Genomic DNA, 17,311 nt, shown 5'->3' on the forward strand with positions numbered 1-17,311 from the left:
TCCCGCGTCATAGATAAGTCGCATCAGCCGCCATTAGGTTCCATCACGGAAATGCGAGGCATGACGCAGCTTGGTTTGTTCGCCGAACCGGAAGCGGGCCCTGCGGGGCTTCGCTATACGGACAACTTCATCGATGCCGCGGTCGAGCGAGGACTTGATCGACCGCATCGCAGCATTGCCGCTGCAGCGCTTTCAGTTCGGCGCCTTCGAAGGCAACCGCCGGGTGGCATCATTCGGCTATCGCTATGACTATTCGCTGCAGCGTCTGGCCGAGGCGGAGCCGATCCCGGACTGGCTGCTGCCCGTCGCGCGGCAGGTCGAGGCATGGGCGCACCTGCCGGCGGGCAGCGTCCGGCAGGTGCTGTGCACCGAATATGAAGTCGGCGTCGGCATCGGCTGGCACCGCGACAAGCCGCACTTCGACAAGGTCCTGGGCCTGTCGCTCGGCTCGCCCTGCAAATTCCGCTTCCGCCGCCGCCACGGCGCCAAGTGGGAGCGCCACACGCTCGAGGCCCTGCCGCGCTCGCTCTACATGATGGAGGGTGAGGCGCGGTCGCAATGGGAGCACAGCATTCCGCCGGTCGAGGCGCACCGCTACTCCATCACATTCCGGACGATGAAGCGGGCCTGACAGGCCGGCCCAACAAAAAATGCGAAAACAACCCCATGCACAGTAGGAAGCCATTTCCGGTGCGGGGCTGGGTGGCGCCGGGCAACGGCTTGACGGACCGACATAAAGTGGGCCGCGCCGCGCAATCGTCGCGCGGCCCGCGAACCTGCGGTCCAATCGCGGCTCCTTGCCAGACTGAGGCCTGCTCCACGCAGGCCGCCTGCCGAGCGAAGGTGCCGTGAATTCGCCTCAACATCATCCAACTAATGAGGCGAATTGAAAAGACAGGCCAAATCGGCAAGCCAATATCGGTCCGCGAGGCCGGCATCACCATGAAGAATTACCTGGCATTTTTCCTGCTTTTGACCATGACCGCGGCCTCCGCACACGGAGTTTTGCCGGCGCGGCTGTCGCCGCCCACCGGGCTCGTCCAGGCGGGCCTCACCGACAACGACACCACCGCCGGCGGCACCGCCCGGCTGTGCGAGCAGGTCACCTTCTCGCGCGGTCTGCGTTATGGCGAGAGCGAGGCCAACGTTCTTGACGTCGCAACCAGCGCGACCAAGGCGGATACGCCGCGGCCTGTGCTGCTGTTCGTGGCGGGCGACACCTTTACCGGCGACCGCGCGGCGCCGGAGCTGTCGCGTCAGATCCAGGACCAGGCCATGTGCTTTGCCGCGCGCAACGACATGATCGGGGTCCGCGTCAACTATCGCCTGGCGCCATCGGCGACCTGGCCCGCCGGCGCGTCCGACGTGGCGGCGGCGCTGTCCTGGGTCCACGGCAATATCGACCTGTTCAACGGCGATGCCCGCGAAATCGTCGCAGTCGGCTACGGCGCCGGCGCCTTCCATGTCGCCACCCTGCTGGCCCATCCCGAGCTGCAGACCGACGGCGCCGACGTCGCCGGCGTCGTGCTGGTGTCCGGGATCTACCGCGTCGGCAAGGAGGCGAGCGACAGCGAGAAGGCCTATCTCGGCACCGACCCCACCCAGTACGACAACCGATCGGTCTTCCCCGGCATCCTCAATGTCGATGTGCCGATCGTGCTGGCCTGGGCCGCGGACGATTCCTCCGGCCTCGTGGCGCAGGGCGAAACCTTGAAGAAGACGCTCTGCGGCGCCGGCCACTGCCCGCGCAGCACGCTGCTGCGGAGCCGCGAAGGTATCGCGAGCGCCTTCGGCCTCGACGGCTCCGGCGAGAGCCTCGCCGAGCCGACGCTGCTGCTGGTGCGTCAGCTCGAGGCGCGCGGGCTGCCGTAGCGGCGTTGCGGCAGCGCGCTTATTACTCCGACCGTTTGCTGGGCCACCCCTTCCCCCACCCTCCCCCTCAAGGGCAGGGCAATCGCATATGAATTTTGCAGAGGTCGTCATGCCCGGGCTTGTCCCGGGCATCCACGTTCTTTGCGCTACGTGGAAAGGCGTGGATGGCCGGGACAAGCCCGGCCATGACGCTGTGGAGACAGTCGGAGCCCATAGCCACATCTCATATGCGATAGCCCTGCCCGCAAGGGGGGGAGGGAGCGCAGCGGCGCGCTCGGCTGCACTGTGGGCTCATCACCGGCACGCTTGATGAATCGAGCCCATTCGCCACAAGGAAAGTGCGTTCCCTCCCCCCTTGCGGGGGAGGGCTAGGGAGAGGGGTGCCACACGGCGCGCGCTCTCGCTCGTCGGCGCGTCAGCACGACTGCCGCTTTCCTACGCGCCAAGAGCTGCACTGCGTCGAAGCGCGCCACCCAGCCATACGATTGACAAACGCTTGACCTAGACGGAGCGGTCTTGGTGTGGGGCCAACGACAAAGGTGTCGAACATGCGCGTCACCGGCAGACTGCTGCTCGTGTTGATCGCCGCCTCCGCCTCGCTCGGCGCGATGTCTCAGCAACGTGCCGAGCAACCGGCAAGCAACGAGGAAATCCGCATCGGCAATGTCATGCCGTATTCGGGACCGCTCTCGGAGTTCGGTGCCATCGGCCAGGCGGAGGCCGCCTATTTCAACATGATCAACGCGCGTGGCGGGATCAACGGCCGCAAGATCCGCTTCATCACGCGCGACGACAATTCCGATCCGGCGACTGCGCTGGAGCTGACGCGCAATCTGGTCGAGACCGAGGATGTGCACCTGATGTTCGGCTCGTTCGGCACGCCCGGTAATCTCACCACGCGCTGGTACCTGAACGAGAAGAAGATTCCGCAGCTCTTCGTCGCCTCCGGCGACGAGGAGCTGAGCCAGCCAAGCGCGTTTCCCTGGACCATGGGCTGGCAGCCGTCGTTCAGGTCCGAAGGGCGCATCTACGCCAACTACATCCAGGCCTACTACCCCGAAAAGAAGATCGTGGTGCTCTGGCAGAACGACCAGTTCGGGCGCATGCTCTACAAGGGCATCCAGGAAGGCCTCGGCGATCTCAACCGTCATGTCCTCGTCGACATCGCCTTCGACATTGCCGATGAGCATCTCGACGGGCACGTCTCGATCCTCAAGCGCGCGGGCGCCGACATCTTCGTCTTTCTCGGCGTGCCGTCGACGGCATCCAAGGTGATCAAGCTGGCGGCGTCTTTCAACTGGCATCCGGTCTTCATCGTCAACGATGCCTCCGCCTCGATCGCCAATGCGATGGCGCCCGCGGGCCTCGAGAACTCCGCCGGCGTGATCTCGGCGGCTTTCCTGAAGGATCCGAGCGATCCCGCCTGGAAGGACGATCCCGCCATGAAGGACTGGTTCGCCTTCATGGACAAATACCATCAGGTCGAAAGCACCAACAACAGCGCCGCACTCTATGGCTACGCCGCGGCCGAGGCGCTGACCCAGGTGCTGAAGCAATGCGGCGACGACTTCTCGCGCGAGAACATCATGCGCCAGGCGGCTTCGCTCAGGGGGTATCCCCCCTCCGTTGCGCTGCCCAACATCCGGATGAATACCTCGCCCAGCAACTACCTGCCGATCAGGCAGATGCGGCTGGTCCAGTTCGACGGCCGTTCCTGGCAGCCGTTTGGCGAGGTGATCGAGACGGCCTTCACCGAAGGCGCGGCGCGGTGAGAGAGCTGGCCCCGGTTGTTTGGACAGCGCCCCGCTGGATTTAAGTGGATTCCTGCCGGGTTATGCTGAACGCGGGGCTTTACGGTTTTGTCGTTGCGTCGGGAGGGCGTAGCCCGACCAGAGCGACGACAAAACCGTCGGCGACGGTCATGCGGCCATCACCATAGCTTGCGTGCCGAAGTAAGCCTCGTCGGGCGTGCGCCCGTCAAGGCTCGAGTGAGGGCGTCCCTGATTGTAGAAGGCCAGATACTTGGCAATTGACGCTCGCGCCTCGGACACGCTGTCGTAGGCGCGGAGATATACTTCTTCGTATTTGACCGTGCGCCAGAGCCGCTCGACAAACACGTTGTCGCGCCAGGCGCCCTTGCCGTCCATGCTGATGGCGATCTTCGCGTCCAGCAGCACATCGGTGAACTCGAGGCTGGTGAACTGGCTGCCCTGATCCGTGTTGAAAATCTCGGGCCTGCCGTGCTTCGCCAACGCCTCCTGGACCGCTTCGACGCAGAAGGCCGCCTCCATTGTGATCGAGACGCGATGGGCCAGGACCCGTCGGCTGAACACATCGACGACCGCCGCGAGATAGACGAAGCCACGCCGCATCGGAATGTAGGTGATGTCCATTGCCCACGCATGGTCGGGCCGCTCGATCTTCAATCCGCGCAACAGGTACGGGTAGATCTTGTGACCCGGAGCCGGCTTGCTCGTGTTCGGGCGACGATAGACCGCCTCGATCCCCATGCGCTTCATCAGCGTCGCGATGTGGCGGCGACCGGCGTATACGCCCTCCCGCCGCAGCAACGATCGCAGCATACGCGCTCCCGCGAAGGGATAATCGAGATGCAGCTCATCGAGCCGACGCATCAAGGCAAGGTCCTCGGCCGAAACTGGCCGAGGTTCATAGTAGACCGTGCTGCGAGCCAGCTTCAGGACCTTCGCCTGGCGCACGATAGAAAGATCATGATCGCGGTCGATCATCGCTTTGCGCTCAGCAGGCCCGCCTTGGTGAGCGCGCCGGACAAAAAATCGTTTTCCAACGCCAGCTCGCCGATCTTGGCATGTAACGCCTTCAAATCGACCGGCGTCTCGGCCGATGTCTTGTCATGCCCAAACACGCCGGCGGCGCCTTCCAGGAGCTGGTTTTTCCAGATCGTGATCTGGTTCGGATGAACATCAAACAGTTGCGCCAGCTCCGCCAGTGTCTTGTCGCCTTTGACCGCAGCCAAAGCAACCTTCGCCTTGAATGCCGGAGAATGCGTCCGGCGGCTCTTCTTCGTCATCTTCGCTCCTGATTCGCAGCAAGAATCCTCGCCGCTGTCAGGCAGAAAATCCACTCAAGCTACTGTCCGAATTTGCGGGGCCAGCTCTGAGAGTTGGGACTCTTACCCTCCCCCTCCAGGGAGGGTCGGCTCATGTTGAGCAAAGCGAGACATGAGACGGGGTGGGGTGACGGTCTCTCCGCACGAAGCACTGCCCGGGTGGAGAGATCACCCCACCCCGCTCGCGCTGCGCGCGATCGACCCTCCCCCTCCAGGGGAGGGTGAGAGAGAGCCCTCACGCCGGCTTGAGCGAGGCCAGCGCGTTTTCCAGCAGCGAGCGCACGCGTGCGGCATCGCCTGACTTCACCACGGCGGGGTCGAGATAGAGTTCGAGGCCCGGGGCGCGCTCGGTGATGATACCGCTGTTCTCCGCCGCCTCGTTCAGCGCGTCCACCGAGTAGGGAATGACCTCCCGGCTGATGCCCTTCATGGTGATCGCCGGCAGCGCATGGGCGCGGACGATATCGCGGACGAGTGCAAAGGTCTCGTAGCTCAGCACGATGCCGCCGGGCTCGGCGATCGATTGCAGGCGCGCAGCGAGGTTCGCCTCCGCACCGATGATGGTGTAGTCCATGCGGTCGGCGCTGCCGAAATTGCCGACATTGCAATAGCCCGAGTTGATGCCCATGCGCGAGCGGAACGGCTGCTCGATGCCGGAGGCGCGCCATTTCGCGTTGAGCTCGGCGAGGCGCTGCTGCATGCGCCAGGCCATCTGCAGGCAGGCCTGCGCGTCGGCGCGGTCGCCCCTGGTCTCGGGGTCGCCGAAGAAGATCAGCATGGCGTCGCCGATGAACTTGTCGATTGTGCCGCCATATTCGTGGGCGATCGCCGACATTTCCGTGAAATATTCGTTGAGGAGCTGCGTCAGTTGCTCCGGCTGCAGCCGCTCGGCGGTCGCAGTAAAATTCTGGATGTCGGAGAAGAAGATGGTGAGCTTCTTGCGCTCGGTGTGAATGGTGACGTCCTTCTGGCCGGAGAAGATGCTCTTGTAGACCTGGGGCGGGATGTAGCGCGAGATCTTCATCGAGAGCGAGGCGAGGAAGTCGTTGGCGGATTCGAGCTCCTTGTTCATGCCCTTGATGCGGCGCGCCTGGCGCCGCTGCAGCGAGAGGAACGACAGGCCGCTGCCGGCGGCGATCACGAAATAGGCCAGCAGGAACTTGAACGAGAAGATGTTGGCCGCGATCGGCTGGGCGATGATCACCTCCTGGATGCCGCGGACATCCCCCACCTTCCAGTCCTTCTTCGGGCTTTCGGGATGGCTGTTGTGGCAGCTCACGCAGGCCGGCCCCATGGTGACGGGGGCGACCAGGCGAACCTTGTCGTTGAACAGCGAGGTCTCGGTCTCCACGATCTTCTGCTCGGGGTCCTTCCGCAGCGCATCGAGAGCGTCCTTCTCGAACTTGTCGAGCTGGTGCGGGGCACGGTTCTGGAACGGGAAGTCCGAGACGAAGCGGTAGGTGATATTCTCCTGCTGCGCTCCGATCACCCGGCCGAGCTCGAGCGACAGCGTTGCCGGAATCGGGATCGCGCCGGGGATGGATTCGTAATTGTGCACCACCCGCGTCGTGCCGTTGGGATTGGCCAGCACCCGCCCGACCACGTTGGTCGCATAGTAGCTGCGCACGCTCGTGATCACCGAGTTGAGATCGATGGCCTGCCGGCGCAGCGCCGACTTGCTGAGCTCGGTCAGGTCCAGCCACACCGCGAGCGGCAGGGCGAGGAGCAGGAATGCGATCACGGCGCCCGTGAGAATGCCGCTCTTGCGCTGATCTTCGGCGATCTCTTGTTCACTCTGTGGCTCCGCTGTGTGCGATTTTGTCGCAAATCCGTCGGGATCTGCGGCAAAGAATGCGGCAGCACAGAGCCAACAATTGCGGGCCCGCGCAACCCCATTTTATGGTGGTCGGGCCAAGCGCCTTTTCGTTTCATCACGGATGTTTAAGATCGGCCGCGTCTGCATCCGCTCCGCCGGGAGATCCCATGACCGAGACCATCCGCATCAAACGCTTCCACGCGCGCCCCGTGATCGTGCCGATGAACCTGCCGCTCCAGACCTCGACCGGGGCAATCGCCAAGGCGCCGCTGGTGCTGATCGACTGCGAGACTGACCAGGGCGCGATGGGCCACGCCTATCTGTTCTCGATCACGCCCTCGGCCTTGAAGCCGCTGACGGCGATGGTCACGGAAATGTCAGACTTGCTCGCCGGCGACGAGCTGCTGCCGGTCGAGATCGAGCGCAAGCTGACCCAGCGCTTCACGCTGCTGGGCCTCGCCGGTCTGCAACGGCTGGCCCAATCCGGCATCGACATGGCGGCCTGGGACGCGCTGGCCCGCACACGCGGCCTGCCGCTGGCCCGCCTGCTCGGTGGCGCGCCGAAGCCGGTCAGGGCCTACAATTCGAAGGGGCTCGGCATCATGCCCGCCGGCGCCGCGGTCGAGGAAGCCCACGGGCTGCTGGCCGAGGGCTTTCGCGCGGCGAAGATCCGCGTCGGTCGGCCCGATGCGCGGGAGGACCTCGCCGTCGTCCGCGCGGTGCGCAAGGCGGTCGGCGACGAGATCACGCTGATGTGCGACTACAACCAGGCCCTGACGGTGACCGAGGCGATCCGCCGCGGCGAGATGCTCGACGATGAGGGCTTGAGCTGGATCGAGGAGCCGATCCGCCATGACGACTATGCCGGCTGCGCCCGCATTGCCGACGCGCTGCGTACGCCGGTTCAGATCGGCGAGAATTTCGACAGCGCCTTCTCGATGCAGGCGGCGCTCTCGGCGGAAGCCTGCGACTACGTGATGCCCGACGTCCAGCGCATCGGTGGCGTGACCGGCTGGCTCCGCGCCGCCGCGCTGGCGCACGCCGCCGGCATCGAGATGTCGACGCACCTGTTCTCGGAAGTCAGCGCGCATCTGCTGTGCGTGACGCCGACCGCGCATTGGCTGGAATATGTCGACTGGGCCGACGCGGTGCTGGCGACGCGGCTGAAGATCAAGGACGGCTTTGCGCTGCCGGGCGAGGAGCCGGGGAATGGCATCGAATGGGACGAGGCGGCGGTGAAGAAATATCTGGTGGCGTGATCACGGGCACAACACGCATCGTTGCATTCAAACGAAACGTGGCGGGAACGGAAAGGGGACTGACGCCCCATGATCACCCGTTCGTCGAGACGCCGACGACTTCGGTTGACAGGCGCGACGCTCTCAAGCAACATTTCGCCAGGTAGATACCGCCTGCCGCTTGCGCCCTTCGGGGTATGGTGAAGTGTATCGGAACGCCGCCCGCTTCCTTTGCTCACGCGAACGGGTCAGTAACGCAAGCCCTGACATTCTCCGTTCATATTGCAAAGGAACAGAGTATGCGCGATTACCGCGACGCCAAAGCCATGGCGCAGACGCTCCGCGAATCCCTGAACACCCGATCGGTCTCCCTCACGGTCAGTGAGAGCCTCGAGCTCGTCGCGAGGTTATTCCGGTTGGCCGATTGGAACGTCCTGGCGGCCCGAATCCGCTCTGCGGAGCGGGCCGGCTCGGGCCGGAGCAACGAGGAAAGCACCAAGACCGATGCTGCGGATCAGGTCCGCTCGAGAGCCAAAGAAATTCAGCTCCCACAGGCAGTGCTGGATCGTTATGCCGGAACATACCAATTCCATAGCGCCGTGTTCACCGTGACGCGTGAACAGGACCACCTCTCCGGACGGCTCAGCGGTCAAAGCTCGGCGCAATATTACGCGGTGGGCGAAACGGAATTCGCCACGCGGGAGATCGATGTCGAGCTACGGTTTACGCTCGGGCCGGATGGGATGCCGACCGCCGTGATCCTGCGCCAGCACGGCAACGATCACACCATGCCGCGCATCGACGCGAGCGCGGCGCAAGAGCCCCAGCGCGCGATCGAGGTTCGCATGAGCAGCCGGTCCGCCAATCCTGGCACCGTAGCGGCGCTTCGCCGCCTGATCGAGAGCGTCGCATCCGGCCGGCCCAATTACGGCGAGATGAGTGCGGATTTGGCCGAGGCGACACACAAGCAATTGCCACGCCTGCAGTCGGGCCTTTCCGAACTGGGTCCGATCACCTCGATGGAATTCCTCGGTGTAGGCGCGCAGGGGCAGGACGTCTATTCCGTCTGGCACCAGGGCGGCGCTTCGCACTGGCACATCACGCTGGGCAATGACGGCACGATCATCTCGGCGTTCGTCACCCCGGGGCCGTGACATTGGACGAGGCCCGAAAATCCGATTAACGATGCGCGATGACCCAGTGGCGCCCGCATCCCCACATCCGCGTCGTCGCGATCGGCCTGCACTGGCGGGACGGGCGCCTGCTCGCGGCCGAGGTCCGCGACGACGCTGGCCGGATCAAGGGCGTGCGGCCGCTCGGCGGCGAGATCGAGTTCGGCGAAAGCTGGCGGGCTGCCCTGGTGCGTGAGTTCAACGAAGAACTCGGCATCGAGGTCAGCCTCAAGGGCGAGCCCTTGATGCTGGAGAACATCTTCGTGCACGAGGGAGCAGCCGGACACGAGGTGATGTTCATCTCGGAGGTCGAGTTTCCCGATGCCGCCTTCCGCGATCAGGAGCGCATCGACTTCAGGGAGGACAACGGCGTCCACATCGTCGCGCGCTGGTTCGACCTCGCCGAGCTCGATGTGGACGGTGCCCCGAGCCTGTTTCCGACCGGGCTGAAGGGCTTGCTGCTGGGCACGGCAAAGCACGGCAGCATGTAGACGACGCTTCATTGCCGGAGGAGACAAGTCGCGCGACGGAAGGCCGCCCACAGCCCGGCTGCCTACTTCATCAGCCTGAAGCGGCCTCCTTCCACCTTGATCAGGAATGCCGAATGCTCGTCGTAGCAGTTGTGATCGGTTGCGCTCATCGTGGACAGGCCGTTGTTCAGATACACGTCCTTGACCCGCTCGGGCTCGTCGCGAAGGGCGGCGCGAAATGCAGCGGTGCCGCGTTTCGCCGTCTTCAATGCGTTCGGTATCGCCTGCTTGAGAAGCGCCATCGAATCCCACAGATGCGCCGCGAAGATGTTCGGCTTCTGCCCGTTCGCCTTCTCGTAGGCGGCCGCGAATTGATCTCGAATCTGGCGGAACGGATCGTCCGCCGGCAGGTCGCCCGGCGCGTGTTCATTGCTTCTGCAACACCGCCGGCAACACCGAACCGTCGTTCAAGATCGAAAGAACCTCCCGGGAGGACAGATGGGCGACGGCCTCCTCGAAAGTATCGCTCGCATCGACCTTCGCACGACCGACCGCCAGGTTCGCGTCGACCGTGTCGGGCCGGACGGCGCGTGGAAGCGGCAGCTGCGCGACATGGAAGGCTAAGAGCCTGGCGTCTTCGCGCAGCTCCAGCAACGCGGGTCTGATCCCTACCTCCGCCGACTCGCTCAATTGGTTCGCTCGACGTAGCACCGAAGGCGGCGCTCCTTCTTCGGGCGTGGCGAACAATTTGCCGGACGCGGGCCTGGCGGTCAGCGCGCCTATGGGAACGGCGAACAGCAGCCCAACGACGACCGGCGACATCCAGAGCAGAAGGGGCAGCGAAACCGCGTACGCGCTTGCCGCCATCGCAACGCCGCACAAGGTTGGGACACCGTATTTCCGATAGAGCTCGCGACGCTCCACTGTGCCGTCGTCCCGCCTTTGCGTCTGCCAGCCCGCATCGCGGCCGGCCAGAATTTCGACCACCGCGATTGACTGAAAGATCATCATCACGGGCGCCATCAACGCGGATACGACGATCTCTGCGAAAACTCCGGCCGAGGCACCCAATGCGCCGCCGAATTGGCGTCGCACCGAGCGCCGCATCCAAAGGAGGACCAGGCTGAGCAGCTTGGGCAACAGCAGCAGCCCCATGGTGGCGACGAACACCCAGATGGCGAGCACGGGATCCTGGGCCGGCCACGTCGGAAACAGGGAGAAGCCCTTCGGAAAATACTCCGGACGCGCGAAGCGGGCCTGCAGCGAGATCAGCATTCCCAGCAGCAGGAACAGCAGCCACAGCGGCGCCGTCAGATACGCTCCGATTCCCACGATGAAATGCAGGCGCGACATCCAATGGAGGCCCCGCGCGGGTACGACAGCGAGATGCTGAAGATTGCCCTGACACCAGCGTCGGTCGCGCGCGGCGAAATCAAGCAGCGAGGGCGGCACCTCTTCGTAGCTTCCGCCGAGCATCGGCAGCATGTAGATGCCCCACCCGGCTCGCCGCATCAGCGCAGCCTCGACGAAATCGTGGCTGAGGATGTGTCCGCCGAAGGGCTTGCGCCCGCGCAGCTGCGGCAGCGCCGCCGCTTCGGCAAACGCCCTCACCCGGATGATCGCGTTGTGGCCCCAGTAGTTGCCTTCGGAGCCGTGCCACCAGGCGACGCCGGCGGCGATCATCGGTCCGTACAGGCGGCCCGCGAATTGCTGGACGCGGCTGAACAGACTTCGCGCGTTGACGATCATGGGGAGCGTCTGGACGAGCCCGGCGCTCGGATTGGTCTCGATGGCATGGACCAATCGGACAACGGTCTGCCCGCTCATGAGACTGTCGGCGTCGAGCACGATCATGAAGTCATAGACGCCGCCGAACCGTGTGATCCATTCGGAAATGTTCCCGGCCTTCCGCTCCGTATTCTCGGCTCGGTGGCGATAGTACAGCCGTGTTCCGACGGCCTGTCGCAGCGCGAGGAGCGCTTTTTCTTCGGCAACCCAGATGTCCGGATCGGTGCTGTCGCTCAGAACGAACCAGTCGAACAGCTTTCCGTGCGAGGTCGTCTCCAAGGATTCGATCATCGCACGGAGCCGCGCCGTCAATCGGTGCGGGTTTTCGTTGTAGATGGGAAGCAGCATGGCGGTGCGGCTTGCGATGGCGGGCAGTTCCGCGCCGGAGGCAAAGGCACCCTCGTCCGGACGATGGTTCAGCAGCACAACAAAGCCTGCCACGGCTGAGGCGAACGAAAACGCGACCCAGGCGAGCAGGACCAGAAAGAGCGCCAGCACCATGCCTTCGAGGACGGTCACGCCGCCGACCTGCAGCACGCGATACATCTCATAGCCGCCCGCCCCCGTGAGCGCCGCCGTCGAGAGCATGATGAGGCCGCGCCGCCAAACCATCGTGGGGGCGACCGGCGCAGGAACACGCTCCGATACCCGGTTCTTTCCGAGGTCGCCAGGCGCCATCGGAAGGGGAGACTCGTGCGGCAGCAGGCGTTGCCTCGCGATTTCGGCGGCAACCGGCCGCGGTGCCGTGCTCAAGGGGCCCATCGGTAGACCCAGACTTCCGACAAGAGCTTGTCGCCTTCGGCCAGAAACGCCCGCAGTTCGATCGGCGCCCCCTTCACCTGGCACTGGAAGCTGAGCCGCCAACCGCCGGTGTAGGGATTGGGTTGCGTGACGATGTTCTTGATCTCGGATTTATCCGCCGTCACCACGCCTTTGACGCCCGCAGGATCAATGCCCTTCAGGTTGTCGCCGAGCAGGTCGAGCACGAAGAGCCGCGCGTCCTCGCCCCTCGCCCCTATCCCGCTTCGCGTGAATCTGGCGCGCGAATGTGCTTTCGGGCTATCCGGCCCCCAGTGCAGCCGATAGGTGTAGTTGTGTTCGCCCTTGGCCTGCAGCGGATTTTTAGGCTGCCAGAATGCGGCGATGTTGTCGTGGACCTCCTCCTTGGTCGGGATCTCGAACAGCTTGACCCCGCCCTCGCCCCAATCGCCGATCGGCTCCATCCAGAGACTTGGGCGTTTTTCGAAGCTGGATTCGATGTCCTGGTAGGCGAAGAAGTTTCTCTCCCGCTGCATCAAGCCGAATCCGCGCGGATTGAGATCCTGGAAGGTGCTGATCTGGAGGTCGCGGGGATTGCTGAGCGGCCGCCAGAGGCTTTCGCCCTTCCCGTTGAAGATCGCAAGACCGTCGGAATCGTGGACCGACGGACGGAAATCGTCGATGTCATTGCGGTCGTTCGGACCGTAGAAGAACATGCTGGTCATGGGCGCGAGTCCGGTCCGCTGCATTTCGACGCGCGGATAGACCGACATTTCGACGTCGAAGACCGTCGTGTCCCCTGGCCGCACCGTGAATCGATAGCTCGCTGCGCAGCTTTTGCTGTCGAGCAGAGCATGGATCACCAACGAGGTCGCACCCGGCGCCGGCCGCTCGAGCCAGAAGGCCTTGAAGAGCGGAAATTCCTCGCCCTTGGCTTCGCCAGTATCGATCGAAAGTCCCCGGGCGGAAAGCCCGTACGTCTGTCCCTTGGCCACGGCGCGGAAGTAGCTCGCGCCCAGGAAGACGCAGACTTCGTCGTAATAGTCGGCGCGGTTCATGGGCGCGTGTATGCGGAAGCCTGCGAACCCAAGATCGACGTCCTCGAACGCCGGAACCTTCTCGCCGAACGAAAAGTCTGCCTTGCGGTACTTGAGCTCGGTTGCCTTTCCGTCCGCGACCTCGAAGATGTTCACTCTGTTCTTGTAGAAGAAGCCGCGATGGAAGAACTGCGCTTCGAATGGAATATTCTTGCCGCGCCAGAGCGCGCGCTCGGGCAAATAGCGGATCGAACGATACTGATCGTAGTCGAGGTCGTGCAATCCACTCGGCAGCTTCTCGTCCGGCGCCTCGTAAGGCTTACCCGCTAGCGTACGGGCAAGGTCCCTCACCGCGGACGACCCGAATGCGTCCTCCGACGTGCGAGCGGCGGCGAAACCGCTTCGCGATGCGAGCAGCAACGCCGGCAGCACTGCCGACCCTTGAACAAGCTGGCGTCGGTTCACGCGCTCTCCTACTCGCTGTTGCTGCCGCGGCCAAGCAACGACCGCCGCGCCCGCGAGTTCCACCGCCCGGCCATCATTGGCGCAGGGGCAAGTGTTGCAGCGGCAATGGACCACAAGACAGACGGAATTTGAGAGCCGCGAGCTTCCTCCGCCGGGCCGGAAACTCCGACCGCCCCCGGAAAGTTTTGGCTTCGAAACGTGCTGTTGACGGAAGAAGCGCTGCGCGTGGACACTGTTCACGCACGCTGTTTCCAGTCGCATCGAGCGCGCTCGATGCGAGATAGAGAAGTGCGGCTACGGCCGAAGCGACGATCGAGAAGAGCAAGCAGCCTTCTGCGTTACCTTCGGAGTAACGCCCGCATTTGGGCACCAGCCCAATCTGGGTGGGGAAACCCGCGCCGAAATGGAAATCTCGGGGAAACCACCCCTTCAACCCTCAGGCACGGGGCGCCTAAATCATTGAAGAAGATGGTGGGCACGACAGGGATCGAACCTGTGACCCCTACCATGTCAAGGTAGTGCTCTCCCGCTGAGCTACGTGCCCTAGAGGTCATTTCATCGGTGGGGTCCCTATAACGGCTCAGGGGACCCGGCGCAAGGACGGAAGGGGGCCGATTTAGGCAGCCAGCATCTTGTTCACTTCGCTGACCAATTCGCGCAGGTGCACGGGCTTGGACAGTACCTTGGCGTTCTTGGGGGCGTCCGAATCCGAGTTCAGGGCGACCGCGGCAAAGCCGGTGATGAACATGATCTTGATGTCGGGATCGAGTTCCGAGGCGCGGCGGGCGAGTTCGATGCCGTCCATCTCCGGCATCACGATGTCGGTGAGCAGCATCTCGAACGGCTCTTCCCGCAACCGCTGATAGGCGGCCATGCCGTTGTCATGGGACGAGACCTGGAAACCGGCGTTTTCCAGCGCCTTGACCAGGAAACGGCGCATGTCGTTGTCGTCTTCGGCGAGCAGGATTTTTGCCATGGCAGGAAACGTCGAATCCCCAGAGGATATCAGCAGAGGTCACTAAGCCCGACAGAGGGTAAATTTGGGGTGAAAATCTTTACCTTGGGCCGGCTGCGCTGCCGGCTCTTGTGAACCGGAACGGGCTCCGAATCAATCGAGCCGGACCGACCGGTCCCCGCCACGATGCCCGCACGGTTAAGACATGTTCCAGCGTCCATCACATCTTTTCGCTTGGCAGAATGGTTGCGATTCCGGACAATGACGACACATAAGAGCCGTTCGACCGGCCGAATCATTGGATCCGGAGCTTGTCCGGATCGTGCGGCGCCAAGGGGGCGAAGCCTGAGTTAGGGACGAAGCTTGAGAAGATGACCCGGTTTGACGGCGACATGTCGCCAGCCTTCGAGATCTTCGAGCCCGCCGAATGGCGCGCGCCTGTCATCTTCAACTCGCCCCATTCGGGCTCGACCTATCCGGACGAATTCCTGGCGGCGTCGCGGATCGACCTGCCGACGCTGCGGCGGTCGGAAGATTCGTTCATGGACGAACTGATCGGCCATCTGAGCGAGCGTGGCTTCCCGACGGTGCGGGTCAGCTTTCCCCGCTCCTATGTCGACGTCAATCGCGAGCCGTATGAGCTCGACCCCCGCATGTTCAGCGGACGGCTGCCGAGCTTTGCCAATACCCGCTCGATGCGGGTCGCAGGTGGCCTCGGCACCATTCCGCGTGTGGTCGGCGACGGCCAGGAGATCTACCGCGACCGCATCCTGGTCGACGATGCGCTCGGGCGGATCGAGACGCTGTACAAGCCCTACCACCGCGCGCTGCGCCGGCTGATCAACAAGGTGCACCAGATGTTCGGCACCGTGGTGCTGGTCGACTGCCACTCGATGCCCTCGGTCGGTGTCAGCAGGGACGAGCCGCGACGGCCCGACGTCGTGATCGGCGACCGCTACGGCACGAGCTGCACGCCGCTGCTTTCAGATCGCGTCGAGGAGACCATGACCGGCCTCGGCTATTCGATCGGCCGCAACAAGCCCTACGCCGGCGGCTTCATCACCGAACATTACGGCAATCCCGCAAGCGGCCTGCACGCGGTACAGCTCGAGCTCAACCGCGCGATCTACATGGACGAGCGGCGGCGCGAGCGGAGCGCACGCTTTGCGCAAGTGGCCTCCGACTTCGGCGTTCTCGCCGACGTGCTGGCCAGCACGATTCCGTTCGCCGATCTCGGCCCGTTCCAGGCCGCGGCGGAATAGGCGAAGGCGCCGGCTCTTCTTCGTACGATCATTACGATCATGTTGTCTGCGATTGGAGGCGAAAGCGCGCTCGCTTCGCTACGCACCTCGAAGCAAAAAAGAGGCGCACAGAAAAAAGGGCCGCTTCTGATGAAGAAGCGGCCCAAGTCTAGGGAGGAAACGCCCAAGGAGGGCAGCGGTAACGCAAAGCGCTACCGCACCGCAACAATATGCGACCGCGCCGCACAAAGTGCAAGGCCTTTTGAGCCATTTCCCATGCAATTCACACATGGCTCAGTTGCTTCTAGAGAAACCCAGATTCAGTTTCTTTGATAAGGAAATTCAATGGGTTGATAGTCATTTGCATACCAACGAGGAAACTTCGGAACGAAGTTTTCAACCTCCGTGATCGATATTTGGCCAGCAGATGACTGGGATGAGGCAGCGGGCCTCGGCATCCAAAATACCAGGGAGCAAATCAAGACAGCGCTGCACGCGGGGGAGGAATTGAGCTAGGCAGGAGGCCAGCTTCACCCAACCTTCGCTTCGAGGATTCCCGTGACGGTGATCGACTTCTCCGCCTTCATCGGACGGCTCGCCACCGCCTCTGGCGAAACCATCCTACCGTTCTTCCGCACCTCGCTGTCGATCGACGACAAGAGCAAGACCAAGGATTTCGACCCCGTGACGGAGGCCGACCGCGCCGCGGAGGCGGTGATGCGGCGGCTGATCAGGGCGAATTTCCCTCAGCACGGCATCGTCGGCGAGGAATTCGGTAATGAGCAGGACGATGCCGACTATGTCTGGGTGCTCGACCCCATCGACGGCACCAAATCCTTCATCGGCGGCTTTCCGATCTGGGGTACGCTGATCGCGCTGCTGCACAAGGGCGCGCCGGTCTACGGCATGATGCACCAGCCCTTCATCGGCGAGCGCTTCTCCGGCGACAACGGCTCGGCCAACTACAAGGGGCCCTCCGGCGAGCGCCGGCTCCAGGTCCGCCGCTGCGCTTCGCTCTCGGAGGCCACGACCTACACCACCAGTCCCCTGCTGATGAACGAGAGCGACCGCGCCATCTTCGGCCGCATCGAGCGGGGCGCGCGGCTGTCGCGCTATGGCGGCGACTGCTACTCCTACTGCATGCTCGCCGCAGGTCATGTCGATCTCGTGGTCGAGACCGAGCTGAAGCCCTATGACATCGCGGCCCTGATCCCGATCGTGACCGGCGCCGGCGGCGTCGTCACCACCTGGGAAGGCAAGCCGGCCCAGGGCGGCGGCCGCATCATCGCGGCCGGCGACGCGCGGGTTCACGAAGAGGCCTTGAGGCTCTTGAACCAATAAACTCTCACACAGGCGACTCCTTGGACGAAGGAGATCAAGCGGGAGAGGGAGCGCACCGCCTGCGTGGAA

Annotated in this window: 12 protein-coding genes, 1 tRNA gene and 2 pseudogenes; 8 read left to right on the plus strand and 7 right to left on the minus strand. The window is 63.7% G+C overall.

Annotated elements, in window-relative coordinates:
• Positions 1 to 60: 60 nt before the first annotated feature.
• The 3 genes and pseudogenes from ABIF91_RS11505 to ABIF91_RS11515 all read left to right on the plus strand — a co-directional run bounded on the left by ABIF91_RS11505 (position 61) and on the right by ABIF91_RS11515 (position 3,644).
• A pseudogene (locus ABIF91_RS11505) lies at positions 61 to 631 on the plus strand (alpha-ketoglutarate-dependent dioxygenase AlkB).
• Between the two features lie 311 nt (positions 632 to 942).
• Complete coding sequence (locus tag ABIF91_RS11510) at positions 943 to 1,872, plus strand: alpha/beta hydrolase (RefSeq protein WP_028180488.1); 930 nt, start codon at positions 943 to 945, stop codon at positions 1,870 to 1,872.
• 548 nt (positions 1,873 to 2,420) lie between these two features.
• Positions 2,421 to 3,644 carry an ABC transporter substrate-binding protein gene (locus ABIF91_RS11515; RefSeq protein WP_424579359.1) on the plus strand — a complete coding sequence of 408 codons (1,224 nt, stop codon included), beginning with the start codon at positions 2,421 to 2,423 and terminating at the stop codon, positions 3,642 to 3,644.
• Between the two features lie 147 nt (positions 3,645 to 3,791).
• On the opposite strand, the gene ABIF91_RS11520 is transcribed toward ABIF91_RS11515, so the two are convergent.
• Both ABIF91_RS11520 and ABIF91_RS11525 read right to left on the minus strand, forming a co-directional pair.
• Positions 3,792 to 4,921, minus strand: a protein-coding gene (locus ABIF91_RS11520) for an IS3-like element ISRj2 family transposase (protein ID WP_129557670.1) whose coding sequence is annotated in 2 segments (ribosomal slippage) — positions 3,792 to 4,669 and positions 4,669 to 4,921 — 1,131 coding nt in all. Because the reading frame shifts where the segments join, the coding sequence is not laid out codon by codon here.
• A gap of 274 nt (positions 4,922 to 5,195) precedes the next feature.
• Positions 5,196 to 6,701: an adenylate/guanylate cyclase domain-containing protein gene (locus ABIF91_RS11525; protein WP_424579157.1), complete on the minus strand. Its 1,506-nt coding sequence runs from the start codon at positions 6,699 to 6,701 to the stop codon at positions 5,196 to 5,198.
• Between the two features lie 242 nt (positions 6,702 to 6,943).
• Here ABIF91_RS11525 and ABIF91_RS11530 point away from each other — a divergent pair, with 242 nt between their 5' ends.
• From ABIF91_RS11530 to ABIF91_RS11540, 3 genes are all read left to right on the plus strand, one after another.
• The gene (locus ABIF91_RS11530; protein ID WP_028179804.1) at positions 6,944 to 8,035 is read left to right on the plus strand and encodes an enolase C-terminal domain-like protein; all 1,092 of its coding nucleotides are present in this window, start codon (positions 6,944 to 6,946) and stop codon (positions 8,033 to 8,035) included.
• A gap of 278 nt (positions 8,036 to 8,313) precedes the next feature.
• Complete coding sequence (locus ABIF91_RS11535) at positions 8,314 to 9,168, plus strand: glyoxalase superfamily protein (RefSeq protein ID WP_424579158.1); 855 nt, start codon at positions 8,314 to 8,316, stop codon at positions 9,166 to 9,168.
• Positions 9,169 to 9,206: 38 nt separating this feature from the next.
• Positions 9,207 to 9,677 carry an NUDIX hydrolase gene (locus ABIF91_RS11540; protein WP_028179806.1) on the plus strand — a complete coding sequence of 157 codons (471 nt, stop codon included), beginning with the start codon at positions 9,207 to 9,209 and terminating at the stop codon, positions 9,675 to 9,677.
• Positions 9,678 to 9,739: 62 nt separating this feature from the next.
• On the opposite strand, the pseudogene ABIF91_RS11545 reads toward ABIF91_RS11540, so the two are convergent.
• The 5 genes and pseudogenes from ABIF91_RS11545 to cpdR all read right to left on the minus strand — a co-directional run.
• A pseudogene (locus ABIF91_RS11545) lies at positions 9,740 to 10,069 on the minus strand (ABC transporter substrate-binding protein); the annotation flags it as partial.
• Between the two features lie 13 nt (positions 10,070 to 10,082).
• On the minus strand, positions 10,083 to 12,206 hold the full coding sequence (gene mdoH, locus ABIF91_RS11550) for a glucans biosynthesis glucosyltransferase MdoH (RefSeq protein ID WP_035673789.1): 2,124 nt from the start codon (positions 12,204 to 12,206) through the stop codon (positions 10,083 to 10,085).
• Positions 12,194 to 13,966 carry a glucan biosynthesis protein G gene (locus tag ABIF91_RS11555; RefSeq protein ID WP_424579159.1) on the minus strand — a complete coding sequence of 591 codons (1,773 nt, stop codon included), beginning with the start codon at positions 13,964 to 13,966 and terminating at the stop codon, positions 12,194 to 12,196. The genes mdoH and ABIF91_RS11555 overlap by 13 nt, the downstream gene beginning before the upstream one ends.
• A 208-nt stretch (positions 13,967 to 14,174) precedes the next feature.
• Positions 14,175 to 14,249 (minus strand) — tRNA-Val (locus ABIF91_RS11560).
• A 72-nt stretch (positions 14,250 to 14,321) separates the two neighbouring features.
• Entirely contained in the window at positions 14,322 to 14,681 is a 360-nt protein-coding gene (gene cpdR / locus ABIF91_RS11565; RefSeq protein WP_028179810.1) for a cell cycle two-component system response regulator CpdR, read from the minus strand.
• A 350-nt stretch (positions 14,682 to 15,031) separates the two neighbouring features.
• On the opposite strand from cpdR, the gene ABIF91_RS11570 reads away from it, so the two are divergent.
• On the plus strand, positions 15,032 to 15,922 hold the full coding sequence (locus tag ABIF91_RS11570) for an N-formylglutamate amidohydrolase (protein WP_424579160.1): 891 nt from the start codon (positions 15,032 to 15,034) through the stop codon (positions 15,920 to 15,922).
• A gap of 537 nt (positions 15,923 to 16,459) precedes the next feature.
• On the plus strand, positions 16,460 to 17,242 hold the full coding sequence (gene hisN, locus ABIF91_RS11575) for a histidinol-phosphatase (protein WP_028179812.1): 783 nt from the start codon (positions 16,460 to 16,462) through the stop codon (positions 17,240 to 17,242).
• The last annotated feature ends 69 nt before the right edge of the window (positions 17,243 to 17,311 follow it).

Source organism: Bradyrhizobium sp. USDA 241, assembly GCF_049739505.1.
GTDB classification, from domain to species: Bacteria; Pseudomonadota; Alphaproteobacteria; order Rhizobiales; family Xanthobacteraceae; genus Bradyrhizobium; species Bradyrhizobium liaoningense.